This window comes from Streptomyces sp. NPDC057694, from assembly GCF_042799415.1.
Classification (GTDB): Bacteria; Actinomycetota; Actinomycetes; order Streptomycetales; family Streptomycetaceae; genus Streptomyces.
This window is the reverse complement of sequence record NZ_JBHVIX010000006.1, coordinates 192,557-208,284: the sequence shown is the minus strand read 5'-3', so window position 1 is coordinate 208,284 and position 15,728 is coordinate 192,557. Positions and strand designations below refer to the sequence as shown.

12 protein-coding genes and 2 tRNA genes are annotated in these 15,728 nt (G+C 72.5%); 5 read left to right on the top strand and 9 right to left on the bottom strand.

The features are described from left to right. Positions 1 to 55 precede the first annotated feature (55 nt). The 7 genes from ACFVDP_RS17175 to ACFVDP_RS17145 form a co-directional block, all read right to left on the bottom strand. Entirely contained in the window at positions 56 to 2,254 is a 2,199-nt protein-coding gene (locus ACFVDP_RS17175) for an ArnT family glycosyltransferase (protein WP_383490058.1), read from the bottom strand. After that, positions 2,251 to 3,669 carry a glycosyltransferase gene (locus tag ACFVDP_RS17170; RefSeq protein WP_383490055.1) on the bottom strand — a complete coding sequence of 473 codons (1,419 nt, stop codon included), beginning with the start codon at positions 3,667 to 3,669 and terminating at the stop codon, positions 2,251 to 2,253. The genes ACFVDP_RS17175 and ACFVDP_RS17170 overlap by 4 nt, the downstream gene beginning before the upstream one ends. Positions 3,670 to 3,695: 26 nt before the next feature. After that, positions 3,696 to 5,300 carry a sensor histidine kinase gene (locus ACFVDP_RS17165; protein ID WP_383490052.1) on the bottom strand — a complete coding sequence of 535 codons (1,605 nt, stop codon included), beginning with the start codon at positions 5,298 to 5,300 and terminating at the stop codon, positions 3,696 to 3,698. Next, positions 5,297 to 6,046 (bottom strand): response regulator transcription factor, encoded by a 750-nt coding sequence (locus ACFVDP_RS17160; RefSeq protein WP_383490050.1) that lies wholly within the window; start codon positions 6,044 to 6,046, stop codon positions 5,297 to 5,299. Before ACFVDP_RS17160 ends, ACFVDP_RS17165 begins: the two co-directional genes overlap by 4 nt. A gap of 178 nt (positions 6,047 to 6,224) precedes the next feature. Beyond that, entirely contained in the window at positions 6,225 to 7,193 is a 969-nt protein-coding gene (locus ACFVDP_RS17155) for an amidohydrolase family protein (RefSeq protein ID WP_383490047.1), read from the bottom strand. Then, positions 7,150 to 7,503, bottom strand: coding sequence for an antibiotic biosynthesis monooxygenase family protein (locus tag ACFVDP_RS17150; RefSeq protein WP_383490044.1), 354 nt, complete (start codon positions 7,501 to 7,503; stop codon positions 7,150 to 7,152). Before ACFVDP_RS17150 ends, ACFVDP_RS17155 begins: the two co-directional genes overlap by 44 nt. Positions 7,504 to 7,569: 66 nt before the next feature. Continuing rightward, the gene (locus tag ACFVDP_RS17145) at positions 7,570 to 8,400 is read right to left on the bottom strand and encodes a DUF2797 domain-containing protein (protein ID WP_383490041.1); all 831 of its coding nucleotides are present in this window, start codon (positions 8,398 to 8,400) and stop codon (positions 7,570 to 7,572) included. Positions 8,401 to 8,556: 156 nt separating this feature from the next. Between ACFVDP_RS17145 and ACFVDP_RS17140 the strand changes: the two genes are divergently transcribed. The 3 genes from ACFVDP_RS17140 (at position 8,557) to ACFVDP_RS17130 (ending at position 10,404) form a co-directional block, all read left to right on the top strand. Beyond that, positions 8,557 to 8,931 (top strand): hypothetical protein, encoded by a 375-nt coding sequence (locus ACFVDP_RS17140; RefSeq protein WP_383490038.1) that lies wholly within the window; start codon positions 8,557 to 8,559, stop codon positions 8,929 to 8,931. 98 nt (positions 8,932 to 9,029) lie between these two features. Further along, positions 9,030 to 9,470 carry a VOC family protein gene (locus tag ACFVDP_RS17135; protein WP_383490035.1) on the top strand — a complete coding sequence of 147 codons (441 nt, stop codon included), beginning with the start codon at positions 9,030 to 9,032 and terminating at the stop codon, positions 9,468 to 9,470. Positions 9,471 to 9,522: 52 nt separating this feature from the next. Further along, positions 9,523 to 10,404 (top strand): alpha/beta fold hydrolase, encoded by an 882-nt coding sequence (locus ACFVDP_RS17130; RefSeq protein WP_383490032.1) that lies wholly within the window; start codon positions 9,523 to 9,525, stop codon positions 10,402 to 10,404. A gap of 51 nt (positions 10,405 to 10,455) precedes the next feature. Here the strand turns inward: ACFVDP_RS17130 and ACFVDP_RS17125 are convergent. Further along, positions 10,456 to 10,528, bottom strand: a tRNA-Arg gene (locus tag ACFVDP_RS17125). Between the two features lie 193 nt (positions 10,529 to 10,721). Beyond that, a tRNA-Ser gene (locus ACFVDP_RS17120) sits at positions 10,722 to 10,812 on the bottom strand. A 160-nt stretch (positions 10,813 to 10,972) separates the two neighbouring features. On the opposite strand from ACFVDP_RS17120, the gene ACFVDP_RS17115 reads away from it, so the two are divergent. Then, positions 10,973 to 11,446, top strand: a complete 474-nt coding sequence (locus tag ACFVDP_RS17115) for an SSI family serine proteinase inhibitor (RefSeq protein WP_383490029.1) — start codon at positions 10,973 to 10,975, stop codon at positions 11,444 to 11,446. A 203-nt stretch (positions 11,447 to 11,649) separates the two neighbouring features. After that, positions 11,650 to 15,603 (top strand): PAS domain-containing protein, encoded by a 3,954-nt coding sequence (locus ACFVDP_RS17110; RefSeq protein WP_383490026.1) that lies wholly within the window; start codon positions 11,650 to 11,652, stop codon positions 15,601 to 15,603. Positions 15,604 to 15,728: the final 125 nt, after the last annotated feature.

Sequence of the window (15,728 nt, the reverse complement as noted above, 5' to 3'; positions counted from 1 at the left end):
ACAACCACCCGACGCGAAGCGTCACTTTCGGGAAGGGGCGGGGCTGGGGAAGAAATCAGCTCTTGGGCTGGGTCAGGTCATAGAAGGTCGACGAACCCACCGTCACCTTCTTGTAGTTGGCCTCCACCCACTTCGTGATCTTCGACGCCGATCCGGAACTGGCCCCGGACCCACCCCCGATGAAGTAGTGGATCTTCCCATCCGCGACGTACTGCTTGAACTGGGCCAGCGTCGGCGACGGATCCGTACCGTTGAAACCGCCGACAGCCATCACCGGGTCACCCGTGGCCAGCTGGTAACTCGCCTGGTTCTGCGAACCGACCGTGGCCGCCACCCAGGTGTAGTCCCCGGCATCCTCCGCCAGAAGCTTCTCGGCCTTGGAGCTGACCTCGGCGCCGTTGAGAAGGCCACCCATGCCACCACCGCCCCCGGCACCGGCACCGGCACCGCGTTCACCCATGCCGGGCATGCCACCCGTGGTGCTCTTGCTCTGTCCGGGCATCCCGCCACCGGGGAAGCCACCCTGCTGGCCGCCGTTGCCCTTGCCGGTGCCACCGGTCGGAGGCTGCCCCATCTGACCGCCCTGGCCACCTTGGCCACCCTGACCGCCGCCACCAGGACCACCCTGGCCGCCACCGCCACCGCCACCACCCCCACCGAACCCCATGGAGCTGGCCCCCGAGGGCCCGGCCGTGACGATCGACCCGGAGTGCCCGGTGTTCAGCGTGGACACGGTGTACGCGGTCGGCCCGGCCAGCGACGCGGCGAGCCCGAGACCGGCCGCCCCCAGCGCGAGTCGGCGATTGAGCCGCCCGGCGAGCGCGAGCCCGAGCCCGGCCACCAGTCCCCCGATCAGCACGGCCCAGCGCAGCCACGGCAGATAGTCCGGCGTGCGCCCGAGCAGCACGTACCCCCAGACCGCCGAGGCGGCGACGGCCGCGCCCAGCGTCACGGACCAGCCGATCAGGGACCGCTCCTCCCACAGCACGGCGGCGCCCATGCCGACGACGGCCGCGAGGTAGGGGGCCAGGGCCACCGTGTAGTACTGGTGGAAGATGCCGGCCATGAAGCTGAAGATCAGCGCGGTGGTGACCAGCGCGCCGCCCCACGCGAGGAACGCGGCGCGTGCCGTGTCCGTCCGCTTCGCCCGCCAGGTCAGCACGATGCCGGCCACGAGCAGGATCAGCGCGGCGGGCAGCAGCCACGAGACCTGGCTGCCGATCTCGGAGTTGAACATCCGGCCGAGCCCGGTCTCGCCCCACTGCCCGGTGCCACCGCCCGCGCCGCCGCCACCGCCGCCGACGCTGCCGGTCTCGTCGCCGTTGATCCGGCCGAGTCCGTTGTAGCCGAAGGTGAGTTCGAGGAACGAGTTGTTCTGGGAGCCGCCGATGTACGGGCGTGAGGACGCCGGCCACAGTTCGACGATCGCCACCCACCAGCCCCCGGCGACGACCATCGCGAGCCCGGCGAGGGCCAGCTGACCGAGCCGCCTGCGCAGCCGGGTCGGGCCGAAGACCCCGTAGAGCAGGGCCAGCGGCGGCAGGATCAGGAAGGCCTGGAGCGTCTTGGCGAGGAACGCGAGCCCCACCGCGACGCCCGCCCACACCAGCCACTTGGTGCGGCCCCGCTCCATGGCGCGCAGCACGCAGTAGACCGTGACGGTCATCAGCAGCGCGAGGATCGCGTCCGGGTTGTTGAACCGGAACATCAGCGCGGCGACCGGCACCGTCGCGAACACCACCATGGTGATCAGGCCCGCTGCCGCACTGAACCGGCGGCGCACGGCCGCGTACAGCACACCGGCCGTGGCGACGCCCATCAGCACCTCGGGGACGAGGATCGCCCACGAGTTCAGTCCGAAGAGGCGCACGGAGAGGGCCATCGGCCACAGGGCGGCCGGGGGCTTGTCGACGGTGATGGCGTTGGCCGCGTCGGACGAGCCGAAGAAGAACGCCTTCCAGCTCTCGCTGCCCGCCTGGACGGCCGCCGAGTAGAAGGAGTTGGCGTAGCCGGAGGCGGAGAGGTTCCAGAGGTAGGCGAGGCCGATGACGAGGAGCAGCCCGAGGAAGGCGGGACGCACCCAGCGCGCGTCCCCCGGCCGCCCGCGCCACACCCGCGTCAGGAACCGGTCCCGGGGCCGGCCGTGGCCCCCGCCGCCGTGTCCACCGCCGGGCTCACCCGGCGCGGCGGACGGCGGGCCCGTACTCGTACTCGAACTCGAACCGGCTGTCGTCAGGTCGGTGGTGGTCGTCATCGCTGTTCCCTGGGGTCGAGGTAGGGGTCGTGCGTGCCGACCGGCGTCATCCGCGCGGTGGCATCGTCGTCCCAGGCCCGCGGAGCCTGAGGGGTCGAGACGGTGGTGAGGGTGGGGGCGGTCGGGGCGGTGGGGTCGGGGGTGCGCTCGGCGGGGAACACCCAGGCCCGGAAGAGCAGGAAGCGCAGCACGGTCGCCGCGAGGTTGGCCGCGATGAGTACGGCCAGTTCGGTCGAGTGCGCGGGGTCGGTGGACGCGGCGTTCAGGGCGGCCAGCGAACCGCTGGTCAGCGCGAGGCCGATGCCGAAGACGACGAGTCCCTGCGCCTGGTGGCGGACGGCCTTGTCGCGGCCGCGCACTCCGAAGGTGAGGCGCCGGTTCGCCGCGGTGTTGGCGAAGGCCGACACCAGCAGGGCGAGCGCGTTGGCGATCTGCGACCCCGAGAACGTACGGAAGCCGGAGTACAGCAGGAGATAGAACAGCGTGGAGAGCGCGCCGACCACGCAGAACCCGACCAGCTGCCGCGCGAGCCCCTTCGGCACGCCCGGGAGCCGGCGGTCGCGCGGGTCGTCGCCGAACGGGCGGGCGAGCCGGTCGAGCGGCAGGGAGCCGGTCGCAAGGGCCTTGCCCACCCGCCATACGCCCTTCAGGTCGTCGGTGGCCGTCTTCACGATGTGCACGGTCGAGTTCGGGTCGTCGACCCAGTCGACGGGCACCTCGTGGATCCGCAGCCCGGCGCGCTCGGCGAGCACGAGCATCTCGGTGTCGAAGAACCAGCCGGTGTCCTCGACCAGCGGCAGCAGCACCTGCGCGACATCGCGCCGGATCGCCTTGAAGCCGCACTGGGCGTCGGAGAAGCGGGCCTGGAGCGAGCCCCGCAGGATCATGTTGTAGGCCCGGGAGATGAACTCCCTCTTGGGGCCGCGCACCACGCGCGAGGAGCGGGCGAGGCGCGAGCCGATCGCCAGGTCCGAGTGGCCGGAGATGAGCGGGGCGACCAGCGGCAGCAGCGCGTTCAGGTCGGTGGACAGGTCCACGTCCATGTAGGCGAGGACCGGCGCGTCGGACGCGGACCACACGGTGCGCAGGGCGCGGCCGCGGCCCTTCTGTTCGAGCCGGAAGTAGCGGACGCCCTGCAGCTCGACGGTGAGCCGGTGCGCCACCTGCGGGGTGGTGTCGGTGGAGGCGTTGTCCGCGATCGTGACGCGGAAGCGGTAGGGGAAGGTGCGGACCAGGTGGGCGTGGAGTCTGCGCACGCACTCACCGAGGTCCGTCTCCTCGTTGTAGACCGGAATGACGACGTCCAGCACGGGCACGTTGCCGAGGCCGCTGCCCACGGGCAGGTGCTCCCGCGCAGGCAGCGCGCCGAGATTCGCGGCGGTGGGGTCGATGCCCGGAGAAGAGTCGGTTCGCATGCCATTGACACTCGCCAACTCCCCTGTTAGCGCTGTGTGGTGGACCTTTGGGCTGCCTGTGAGTCCGGCTGTGCGCTCACCTGTACGGGGGTGAAGAGCGCGTCGGCGTCCGCGGGCAGCGCGCTGACCGGCTCGTCGTAGGCCGGCAGGTGCACGGTGAACACGGTGCGGCCGGGCCCGCTGTCCACGGTCACGGCCCCTCCGTGCGCGGCCGCGACGGCCTGCACGATGGCGAGCCCGAGCCCGGTGGACCCGGCCTTGCGCGACCGGGAGGAGTCCCCCCGGGCGAACCGTTCGAAGACGTGCGGCAGCAGCTCCGCGGGGATGCCGGGACCGTCGTCGCGTACGTCGACACAGACCCAGGGCCCGTGCCGGTGCACGCGCGCGGTGACGGTGGTGCCGGGCGGCGTGTGGGTCCGCGCGTTGGCCAGGAGATTGACGAGGACCTGTTGCAGGCGTGCGGAGTCGGCGAGCACCAGGGCGGGCTCGTCGGGCAGTTCAAGGCGCCATTTGTGGTCCTGGCCGGCCGCGCGGGCGTCGCTGAGCACGTCGATGACCAGCGGCGACAGATCGGTCGGCTCGTACGAGAGGGGCCGCCCGGAGTCGAGCCGCGCGAGCAGCAGCAGATCCTCGACGAGGCCCGTCATGCGGTGCGCCTCCGACTCGATCCGGCTCAGCGCGTGCCGGGTGTCGGGGCCGACCTCCTCGCGGCCGCGCCGGGTCAGTTCGGCGTACCCGCGGATGGAGGCGAGCGGGGTGCGCAGCTCGTGGCTGGCGTCGGCGACGAACTGCCGGACCCGCGTCTCGCTCTGCTGGCGGGCGTGCAGCGCGCCGTGGATGTGGTCGAGCATGCGGTTGAGCGCGGCCCCGACCTGGCCGACCTCGGTCCTCGGATCGGCCTCGGCGTCGGGCACCCGTTCGTAGAGGGTCACCTCGCCGGTGTGCAGGGGGAGTTCGGAGACGCGGGTGGCGGTGGCGGCGACCCGGCGCAGGGGGCGCAGGTTGACGCCGACCATCACGGCACCGGCGATGCCCGCGGCGACGAGCCCCGCGAGGGTGACCGACAGCTCGACGATGATCAGGGTTCGGACGGTGTCCTGGACCGAGGTGGCGGGGATGCCCACGACGACGATGCCGCCGTCCTCGGACTGCACCGTTTTCACCCGGTACGTTCCGAGACCGGTCAGATCGGTGCTGTGGATGTCACCGTCCTGGGAGACGGCCGCGAGCTCGCTCTTCTGAGTGCTGGTGAGCTTGGCGGTGTCCGTACCGCCCAGACCCCGCACCGATTTGGCGACCTCGCCGTTCTCGACGACGGCGCCGACGGTGTTGTTCGGCGAGCCACCGCCGACCACCCAGCGCAGATCCTCGTTGACGTTCTCGGTGTCGGGAGGCTGGAACTGCTGCTGCCCGACGTGGCCGATGTTCCCGGGCGGATCGGCCGCCCGCTTGGAGATCGACTCCAGGTCGGTGTCGAGCCGCTCGTACAGCGAACTGCTCACCGCCACCGTGGTCACGGTCCCGATCACCGCGGCGACGACCGCGATCAGCGCTATCGCCGACACGACGAGCCGGGTCCGCAGCGTCCGCGGACCCCGCGCCCCGCGCCTGCGGCGTCCGCTCCGGGTCACGACACCGTGGTGGCGGCGGGCTTGATCAGATATCCGGCGCCCCGACGGGTGTGGATCATCGGCTCACGCCCGGCGTCGATCTTCCGTCGCAGGTAGGAGATGTACAGCTCGACGACGTTGGCCTGGCCGCCGAAGTCGTAGCTCCACACCCGGTCCAGGATCTGCGCCTTGCTGAGCACGCGCCGCGGATTGCGCATGAGGAAGCGCAGCAGCTCGAACTCGGTGGCGGTCAGATGGATGTTGGCGCCACCGCGCGACACCTCGTGGCTGTCCTCGTCGAGCATCAGGTCGCCGACGACCAGCACGGAATCGCTGCGCCGGTCGGCGGCGCCGGTGCGCCGGATCAGTCCGCGCAGCCGCGCGACGACCTCCTCCAGGCTGAACGGCTTGGTGACGTAGTCGTCGCCGCCCGCCGTCAGCCCGGCGATCCGGTCCTCGACGGCGTCCTTGGCGGTCAGGAAGAGAACGGGGACGTCGGGCAGCTCACGGCGCAGCCGCCCGAGCACGCTCAGTCCGTCCATGTCGGGCAGCATCATGTCGAGCACGACGGCGTCGGGCCGGAACTCACGTGCGTTCTGCACGGCTCCGGACCCGTCACCGGCGGTACGGATCTGCCAGCCCTCATAGCGCAGCGCCATGGACAACAGCTCGGTGATCGACTGCTCGTCGTCCACGACAAGCACCCGGACGGGGCTTCCGTCCGGCCTCAGCAGTTCGGTACGCCCCTGGGGCGAGGTCGCGGTCATGTTGCAACCATGCGGCGGCCCTCTGAGAGCACCCTTTTCCTTACCTGTGAATACCCTGAGAAACACACAGCTGCCTCTGAGGAATCCCGCAGGCGCTGCGAAAACAGCAGGTCAGCGGCGTCCCACAGCGGCGGGGCCTCATGGCCTCATGGCCTCATGGCCTCATGGCCTCATGGCCTCAGCGGAGGAACAGCCGTGCGCCGTTGTCGTGACAGACGGCCCGCACCCACTCCGTCCCGAGACCGAGCCGCTCGATCGCCTCCAGCTGATGCGCGTACGGATACGGGATGTTCGGGAAGTCGCTGCCGAGCAGCACCCGGTCCCCGAGCTCGACCAGCCGCCCCAGTTCCTTCTCGGGGAACGGCGAGCGTCGCTCGACGAAGTCCGTGAACGCCATCGTCGTGTCGAGCCGCACCTCCCGGTACCGCTCGGCCAGATCCAGGAACTCCGAGTACTCCGGCATCCCCATGTGCGCGACGACGAGCGGCAACCGGGGATGGCGTTCGAGTACCCGCGCCATCGGCTCGGGCCCGGTGTGCTTGCCGGGCGCGGGCCCGGACCCGCAGTGCGTCACGACGGGCACCCCGGCCTCGGCCAGCAGGCCCCACACCGGGTCGAGCAGCGGGTCGGTGGGGTCGTACGCCCCGACCTGGACGTGCGCCTTGAAGATCCGCGCCCCGTCCTCGATCGCCCGCCGCACGTAGTCCTCCGCCCCCGGCTCGGGGAAGAAGGTCGCCGTGTGCAGGCAGCCGTCCGTACGCCGGGCGAAATCGGCCGCCCATCCGTTCAGCCACTCGGCCATCCCCGCCTTGTGCGGATAGAGCATCGACGTGAAGGCGACGACTCCGAACTCCCGCATCCGCGCGACCCGGCGGTCCTCCTCCTCCCGGTACGTGATCGGCCACTCGCTCCCGACCAGCGGCCCGGCCGAGTCGAAGTACGCCCACACCTTGCGCAGCACCCGCTCGGGCATGAAGTGCGTGTGCACGTCGACGAGCCCGGGCAGCCCGTGCCGCGCGAGAAACCCGGCGACACGCTCCGCTTCGGGTACGTCTTCGGACACGTCTTCGGGCACGGCGGGGCCGGAAGCGGAGGTGTCGGGGCTAGTCACGGACGAACCCGTGGCTGCGCTCGACCTTGGCCACATGCACCGTGTACCCCTCGTACCACTCGGCCCGCCCCTGCTTCTGCGCGTCCCGGTGCGCGGCGATGGACCGCCACTCCTCGATGGCCGTCACGTCCCGGAAGTACCCGACGGTGATCCCGAGCCCGCCGGGCGTCCGCGCGGACTCGTGCCCGAGATATCCCGGAACCTCCGCCACCAACGCGTCCAGCCGGTCGGAGGTCTCCCCGTACCCACGGTCCCCCGCGGTCCGTACGGAGCTGAACACCACCACGTAGTACGGCAGTTCAAAGGCCGGCAACGGCGCCCCGGGCGCCTCGGCGTGATCACTCATCCCCCTACGGTCACCCGCGCCCTCCTCCCTGTCCACACCCTCGCCGCGCCCAGGGGGTGACGGCCCCTAGAACAACCCGCCCTGCACAGCGGGCATCTCCCGCACCTCGACCCCCGTCCCGGCCGCCCCGTCACCGGCCCCCACCAGCGGCCACCCGGCCAGCACCCGCGTATCCACCACGAGCCGCCGCCCGCCGGCCTCGACGAGATGCAGATCGGGCCCGGCGGCGGCCACCACGCGCCCCGCCACCACGGCCCCTTCGCCCAGACCGCTCACGACGGCGTCCACCCGGTCCACGGCGCCGAGCCCGAACACCTCCTCGTGCCCGACGACCTCACAGGGCAGCCGCGCCAGCGATTCGGGCCAGCCGCCGAGCCCCACGGCGACCTCGTGCGCCCGGCCCAGCTCGGCCCGCGCATGCCCCGTCACCACCGTGGCCCGCACGATCCGCTTGGTGCCGTACGGGATCCGGTCCGGCACCCCGAGAGCCACCCGCAGCAACTCCTCGGCCCGCCGCGCGGCCATCAGCGGCCCCTGCCCCAGCCAGGTGTACGCGACGGCCCCCTGCTCCAGCAGCCGCGCGCTGCCCCTGGCCACCCCCGTGATCCCCACCTTCACCAGTCCGTCCCCGAACCACGCCAGATACACGTGGTACGGCCGCGGATCGTCCGCGATCGTGTCGGCGGCCACGGACTGCGCCCGGTCGATCCCCGCGCACTCCGCGCACTGCGCCCGTGTCCCCCGCACCGGCACATCGGCCCACCCCGGGCACGCGCTGCGCCGCCCGCCGCGCCACACGCCCAGGCACCGTCTCGGCCCCGCGATCCGGAACGCCACGCTCTCCCCGAACCGCACGACGCTCTCCCGCTCAGCACCCCCGTCCCCCGTCCACCCCATGCCCGGCCCGCCCCCACGCCATCGCATCCCGGTGCACCACCACGTCATACGTCCAGGATGGCGCAGCCCACTGACAATGCCGACAACGCGGCTTTGAGTACCTCCTGAGTACGTGCGCTCTCCTCTGCGGCGCCGCCCGGCCCGACACTCGACGACATGAAGAAAGAACACCTGCTCACCGCCCTCGTCCCGGCCGCGACGGCCCTGATCGCCTGGGCCGCCTGGCTCGGCTGGGACCAGCACCGCGACGTCCACCCCGACGGCTCGACGACCGGCCCGTACGCCGCCTGGCAGGTGATCGGCCTGGTCCTGACCCTGCTGGCGCCGGTCTACTGGGCGGCCTCCCGCCACCACGCCGCGGCGGCGACCCTCGGCACCACGGCCGGACTGACGGCGGCGGCCGCCTACGACTGGTCGGACGACTCCAGCGGCCTCTTCATGGTCGGCGTCGTCCTCATCGCCCTCGGCACCCTGGCCGCGACGGCGACGGTCTCGGCGACGATCAGCGCCACCCGCCGGGCCATCGCCTGACCGGATCGCGCCTCCCCGGGATGTCGAGAACGCCCCACCGGCTCCGTCCCGGGTACAACAGCGACCGACAGCGGACGCACGAGGCAAGGGAGACCGGCATGGCGATTCAGCGGATGGACAACGTGGGCATCGTCGTCGACGACATGGACGCCGCCATCGCGTACTTCGAGGAACTCGGCATGGAGCTGGAGGGCAGGGCCGAGGTCAAGGGCCCCGTCGCCGACCGGTGCACCGGGCTCGACGGCGTCCACTGCGACATCGCGATGCTCCGCACCCCCGACGGCCACAGCCGGCTCGAACTCTCGAAGTACCGCACCCCCGAGGCCATCGGCCCCGAGCCGCGCGACCGCCCCCACAACATCCTGGGCACCCACCGCGTCATGTTCGCCGTCGACGACCTGGAGTCCACGGTCGCCCGCCTGAGCCCGCACGGCGCCGAAGTCCTCGGCGACATCGCCCGCTTCGAGGACAGCTACCTGCTCGCCTACGTCCGCGGCCCGGAAGGCATCATCGTCGGCCTGGCCCAGCAATTGGACTGAGCGCGCCGGAATCCCGAGTGCGCCCCGCGACGCGCCGTGTCACGCTCCCTCCATGTCGATCATTGACGTGTCCCCCGAAGTGTCGCTCGCCTACGAGACGTTCGGTGACCCCGCCGACCCCGCCGTCCTGCTGGTGATGGGCTTCGGGGCGCAGATGATCTCCTGGCACGAGGGCTTCTGCCGGATGCTGGCGGACCGCGGACGCCACGTCATCCGGTACGACAACCGCGACTGCGGGCTGTCCACCCGGTTCGAGGACCACCCCGTCGACATGGGCGCGTTCATCGCCGCGGTGACCTCGGGAGACATCCCCGCCGCCCTCGCGATGGTTCCCTACCGGCTCACCGACATGGCCGACGACGGCCTCGGCCTGCTCACCGCGCTCGGCATCGAGCGCGCCCACGTGGTGGGTGCCTCGATGGGCGGGATGATCGCCCAGACGATGGCCCTCTCCGCCCCCGAGCGGGTCCTGACCCTGACGTCGATGATGTCCTCCACCGGCGAGAGCGAGTACGGCGCGGCCAGCCCGGAGGCCCAGGCCGTGCTCTTCGGCCCGAAGCCCGCCGATCGCGCGGGGTACATCGCGGCGGCGGAGAGAGAACTGGTCTGGGCCTCCAAGCGATACGGCGACCCCGCGGTACTGCGCGAGGCGGCGGCCGCCGCCTACGACCGCGCCCACCACCCCACGGCCATCGCCCGGCAGCTCGGCGCCATGATCCTCAGCGGCTCCCGCGCGGACGCCCTGCGCGAGCTACGGGTGCCGACCCTGGTGATCCACGGCCTGGACGACACCCTGATCGCCCCCAGCGGCGGACAACGCACCGCGGCCCTGGTCCCCGACGCCGAACTCCTGCTGCTCCCCGACATGGGCCACGACCGCCCCCGCGAACTCTGGCCCACCCTCGTCGACGCCGTGGCGACCCACACAGCCTGAGGCAAACAGCAGAAGGCCCCGCCGGAGAACCGGCGGGGCCTTCTGTCAGTGTGCACTCGGCAGGATTCGAACCTGCAACCTTCTGATCCGTAGTCAGATGCTCTATCCGTTAAGCTACGAGTGCTTGTTTGTTCTTTTGTCGTTGTCTTAGTTCCCGGCCTTTCGGCCCGTCCCGGCGACAAGAAGAACATTACATGACTGCCGCCGTCATGTGAAATCCGTTAGCCACACCGCTTGTGACCTGCGAAAACGCATCCCAGGCGCCCCAGACACAGCGAAGCCCCGGTCCTGGTGGACCGGGGCTTCGGATCTTGCTGCGGAGGCGGAGGGATTTGAACCCTCGATGGGATTTAAGTCCCAAACCGCATTAGCAGTGCGGCGCCATAGACCGGACTAGGCGACGCCTCCAGCACATCCCGCCTGCGCGAACGCGAGCGGCTGCGTGCAGATGATGACACAGCTGAGCGCCGTGTCACCAATCGGCTCCCACGGTACTAGGAGGTCGGGCCGCAGAGCAAAGCCCTTTGCGGGGGCGCAACGTCGCGGCCGTGCCCGCGTTAGGCAGGGCATGCTGCTGCGTCGTCTCTCCCGTTGCGTCCTGCTCACGTCCGCCGCCACCGTCGCCGCCCTCACGGCCCTGCCCGCGGCCGCGCACGCCGACACCGGGCCTGGACACATCGCGCCGCCCCCCTTCAGCGCCCTGGACGGGATCGGACGCGACGAGCTGACGGTCACCGTCGCCGACTCGGGCAACGGCAACGACGGCACGTCCGACCTGCGCTGCGACCCGGCCGGCGGCACCCATCGCGACCCGGCCGCCGCCTGCGCGACGCTCGACCGGATCGCGGCGGACGGCACCGACCCGTTCGCGCCGGTGCCCGCCGGGGCGTACTGCTCGATGCTCTACGGCGGCCCCGCGACCGCGCACATCACCGGCACCTGGCACGGGCGGCCCGTCGACGCCTCGTACAAGCTGAGCAACGGGTGCGAGGTCGCGCGCTGGCGGCAACTGGCGCCCGTGCTGCCTGCTACCGCCCCGTGACCCTGGGTCCACCGAGCACATCGCCCCCGCGCGATCCCCACATCCTCTTCGTCGCCTCTACGTGGGCTCCCTCTCATCCGGGGTCGCGCGCGCAGGCCGTGCCCGTAGACTCCCTCCCGTGACACGTTGTGCTTCGCGCGGCAAGATGACTGGCGCGGCCGGCACGTCGCGGTAAAGCGGTACATCAGGGAGGAAGCGTCGTCGTGAGCAGCAGGCCATCCCGAGGCGCTGCTCGCCTCGCAGCGATACTCGATGCGCTTCCGGACGCATTGGTGCTGGTCAACACCAACGGAACCGTCGTCAATGCCAATTCGATCGCCCTGGAGACCTTCGAGGCTCCGGGCACGGCGCTGGTCGGGCGCGGACTGCTCGATCTGCTGCCGGAGTTCGACTCCCGGCTGATCCCCGGCTCGATGCGGCGGCCCGACACGGTCACCGACGAGCGCGGACGGACCAAGCCGACGCGGATGGTCGCCCGGCGCACCGACGGCAGTGACTTCCCGGTCGAGGTCACCTCGGCCAACCTCGCCGACGGCGCCCGGGACGCCGTGGACCCGTACAGCTCCTCGTACGCGACCGGCGGCGGCTCCTACAGCGGCACCGAGTTGCTGATGCTCGTCGTGCGCGATCTGTCGGGCACGGTCGACACCGAGGCCGAGCTGGCCCGTTCGCAGCGGCAGACCGAGATGATCCTGCGGGCCGCGGCCGAGGGCGTCGTCGGTACCGACACCGACGGGCGGATCGTGCTCGTCAATCCCGCGGCCGCGCAGATCCTGGGATTCCGGGCGAGCGACCTGGGCGGGCAGGAACTGCACCACCTCGTACTGCACTCGCGGCCCGACGGCGAGGCGTTCCCCTACGAGGAGTCGCCGCTCGCCGACACCCTGCGCTCCGGGCGCAAGCACCGGGTGCGCGGGCAGGTGCTGTGGGCGAAGAACGGCGCCAAGGTGCCCGTCGACATGACGACGGCGCCGGTGCGCGACGGGGACCAACTGGTCGGCGCGGTCATGACCTTCACCGACCGCCGCCCCTACGACAAGCTCGTCGAGGAGCACGCGGAGGAGATCGCCCGGCGCGACGAGACCGCCGAGCACGAGCGCGCGGAGCGGGACGCCGACCTCGCGCGGGTGCGCGACGAACTGGCCGCCGAGCTCGCGGACCTGCGCGAACAGCACGTGGAGGAGCTGTCCGCCGAGCGGGAGCGCGGTGCCGCCTTCGCCGAGCGCGAGAAGGACCGCTACGAGGCCCTGGCCGCCCGGCACACGCAGCTGCTCGCCGTGCTCGGGCAGTCGCTGCGCGGGCCGCTGGACGACCTGCGGCACCAGCTGTCCCAGCTCGCCGCCGACGACGCGGGACAGCTGTGGCCGGAGGCGAACCAGGTCCTGCACCACCTGGCCGCCGGCTACTCACGGATGACGACGCTCGTCGACAACGTCCTGGCGTACCAGTCGCTGGACGAGGGCGGTGGCGAACTCTCCCGTACGAAGGTGATGCTCGACGCCGTCGTGGCGGCGGGTGTCGACGGGGCCGTCGAGCTGATCGGGCCCGGCCGGGTGCAGTTCGCCGTGCACGCGCCGCCGATAGAGGCCGAGGTGGACGCCGGACGGCTCGCCACCGCGCTCGCGCATCTGGTCGCCGACGTCGCCGGGATCGACGCGACCGGGAACGCGCGGGTGCCGGCCGGTGCCGGGTACGTCGACAACACCGTCGTCGTGGCCGCGGCCCAGCGCGGCGAGAGCGTGCGCATCGAGGTGCGCGGTCCGTTCGCCGGTGGCGATCCGGTGCACGAGCCGATCGTCCGGGGCATCGTGCGGGCGCACGGCGGTGTGCTGCAGACGCACGAGATGCCGGGCATGAGCGGCAGCGCGTACGTGCTCGAAGTGCCGATCGGGAGCGGGGCCGGGGTGGTTCCGCCCGCGCCGTCCGTGCCGTCCGCACCCGAGCCGGTGGCCGACGAGGCCAGGCCGAGCGTGCCGGAGCAGGCCGGTTCGGCCGCGGGCGGTGGGCGACGGCGTGCGCGCCGGGCCGCCGGTCCCTCGGTCGACGCGTTCCTGGAGAGCGGGCTGCCGGGCGAGGCCGCCGCAGCTGCCCCTTCCGGGGGCACCGGGCGGCGGCGCGGACGGCGTGCCGCCGAGGAGGGGTCCCCCGCCGCGGCGGAGCCGACCGGCCCTTCTGCCGTGTCGGTGACCGCCGACGAGGACGTGGCTCAGGAAGAGACTCAGCCGCAGGCGGACGCTCAGGCGGAGGCGCAGGCGCAGGCCTCCGGTGGCACCGGCCGGCGCCGGGCGCGGTCCGCGCCGGGCGGTGCGGCGGCCGAGGGTTCCGTGCGGACCGCGGCCGAACACGCGGCGGGCTCCCCGGCGTTGGGCGACACGGTGCCGCCGCAGGGCGTACCCGCGCCGACCGGCCGCAGGGCCAGGCGCGCCGAGGGCCAGGAGCAGCCCGCGCTGCCCGCCCTGCCGTCCGCCCCCACCGAGCAGAACAGGGGCCAGGGCCAGGGCAGCGAGCTGGAACTCGCGAGTGCCCCGGCGCAGCCCTCGGGACGGCGGGCGCGGCGTGCGCTCGGTTCCGCGCAGACCCCCACGGCACCGGCCGAGCCGGCGGGCCCGCGCGAGATGTTCGCGCTGCCGCCCGCGCAGGCCGACCGTTCGCCCGAGACGGCCCAGCCGGCACCGCCGACGAGCCCCGCCGCCGCACAGCAGCATCGGCGGCCGGGCGGCCCGCAGGGCACCACCGACGTACCGCAGAACACGGGCGGGCAGCCCCTGCCGCTTCCGCTGCCCGACGAGCAGCAGCACGCCACCGCGGGGCATCCGGCGCAGGACGACCACACCCCGCCGCAGCCGCACCCGACGCAGAGCACGCCCGCCCAGGGCACGCCGAAGCCCGCGGAGTCGGTGGCTCAGCCGCTGCCCGCCGCCCAGCCGCTGCCCGCCGAGGCCTCGCAGGAACCGGCCGCGCCGACCGGTGACACCAACTCGACGCAGGGCCGCGCCTTCAGCGTGCGCACCCTGGGCCAGGGCGTGCCGTTCGGGCGGCAGATCGCTCAGCAGCAGGGCGGTCAGCAGGCCGCCCCGCCGCGGCCCGGGGCGACGCCCGCGCAGGGTGTGCCGCAGTCGCAGGAGAGCCAGACGCTCGGTGGTGGTTCGGCGTCGGGCGGACGGCGGCGCAAGCTGTCCAACCGGCAGGACCAGCCGGAGGGCACCGAGACCCCGGCACAGGGGACGGCGGCGCGTCCGCACCCCCAGCCGCAGTCCGCGCAGCAGCCGCAGCCGCCGCTGCTGTCGTCGATGAACCCGTCCGAGGGCGGCGGCCGCTCCTACGCGATCGGTGCCCCCGACCAGAACGCCGACGAGGGCCCCGAGCCGCTCGACGGTCCCGGCGGCATGGTCGAGGTCGCCAACCGGCCGCAGCCGCAGCCGATGGACGACGAACTGCCGCCGGAGCCGCTGGACAACCCGCGCCGCCTCCTGGTGTGGCCGGCGCCGGACGTCACGACGCAGCAGGCGCTGAGCGAGCGGGGCTACCGCCCGGTGACCGTGCACTCCCGCGAGGAGGTCGACGCGCAGATCGCGGCGTTCCCGGCCGCGCTCTTCGTCGACCCGCTGACCGGGCCGATCACCCGGACCGCGCTGCAGTCGCTGCGCCAAGCCGCTGTCGCGGCCGAGGTCCCGGTCCTGGTGACCGCAGGGCTCGGGCAGGCGACGCGCGAGGCCGCGTACGGGGCCGATCCCGCGATCCTGCTGAAGGCGCTCGCTCCGCGCGACAGCGAGCAGCACCCGCCGCGGGTCCTGCTGATCGAGGAGCACGAGGAGATCGCGCTCGCCCTGACCGCGACCCTGGAGCGGCGCGGGATGCAGGTGGCGCGGGCCGCGAGCGACGCGGACGCGGTGACGCTCGCCGCGCAGATGCGGCCGAACCTGGTGGTCATGGATCTGCTCCAGGTACGCCGTCGTCGCGCGGGCATCATCGACTGGCTGCGCGCGAACGGCCAGTTGAACCGCACCCCGCTCGTCGTCTACACGGCCGCCGTCGACCACGACGACCTGCCGCGGCTCGCGGCGGGGGAGACGGTGCTGTTCCTGGCCGAGCGCTCGACGAGCCCCGAGGTGCAGGGCCGGATCGTGGACCTGCTGGCGAAGATCGGCACCAACTAGCGTCAAGTGACAGGAGGGGGGGGGACGTTTTGGTCTCCCCCCCCCCCCTTTCTCCCCCTCCCTTTTTCCCTTCCACAAACCATCCCCCCCTTGCTACCTTCCCCTCCCCCCCCCCCCCCCCCCTT

What these genes read in the sequence shown, in the direction of transcription:
- ACFVDP_RS17175 (WP_383490058.1), bottom strand. Translation starts at nt 2,254, where the DNA reads ATGACGACCACCACCGACCTGACGACAGCCGGTTCGAGTTCGAGTACG.
- ACFVDP_RS17170 (WP_383490055.1), bottom strand. Translation starts at nt 3,669, where the DNA reads ATGCGAACCGACTCTTCTCCGGGCATCGACCCCACCGCCGCGAATCTC.
- ACFVDP_RS17160 (WP_383490050.1), bottom strand. Translation starts at nt 6,046, where the DNA reads ATGACCGCGACCTCGCCCCAGGGGCGTACCGAACTGCTGAGGCCGGAC.
- ACFVDP_RS17155 (WP_383490047.1), bottom strand. Translation starts at nt 7,193, where the DNA reads ATGTGGCCAAGGTCGAGCGCAGCCACGGGTTCGTCCGTGACTAGCCCC.
- ACFVDP_RS17150 (WP_383490044.1), bottom strand. Translation starts at nt 7,503, where the DNA reads ATGAGTGATCACGCCGAGGCGCCCGGGGCGCCGTTGCCGGCCTTTGAA.
- ACFVDP_RS17145 (WP_383490041.1), bottom strand. Translation starts at nt 8,400, where the DNA reads ATGGGGTGGACGGGGGACGGGGGTGCTGAGCGGGAGAGCGTCGTGCGG.
- ACFVDP_RS17140 (WP_383490038.1), top strand. Translation starts at nt 8,557, where the DNA reads ATGAAGAAAGAACACCTGCTCACCGCCCTCGTCCCGGCCGCGACGGCC.
- ACFVDP_RS17135 (WP_383490035.1), top strand. Translation starts at nt 9,030, where the DNA reads ATGGCGATTCAGCGGATGGACAACGTGGGCATCGTCGTCGACGACATG.
- ACFVDP_RS17130 (WP_383490032.1), top strand. Translation starts at nt 9,523, where the DNA reads ATGTCGATCATTGACGTGTCCCCCGAAGTGTCGCTCGCCTACGAGACG.
- ACFVDP_RS17115 (WP_383490029.1), top strand. Translation starts at nt 10,973, where the DNA reads ATGCTGCTGCGTCGTCTCTCCCGTTGCGTCCTGCTCACGTCCGCCGCC.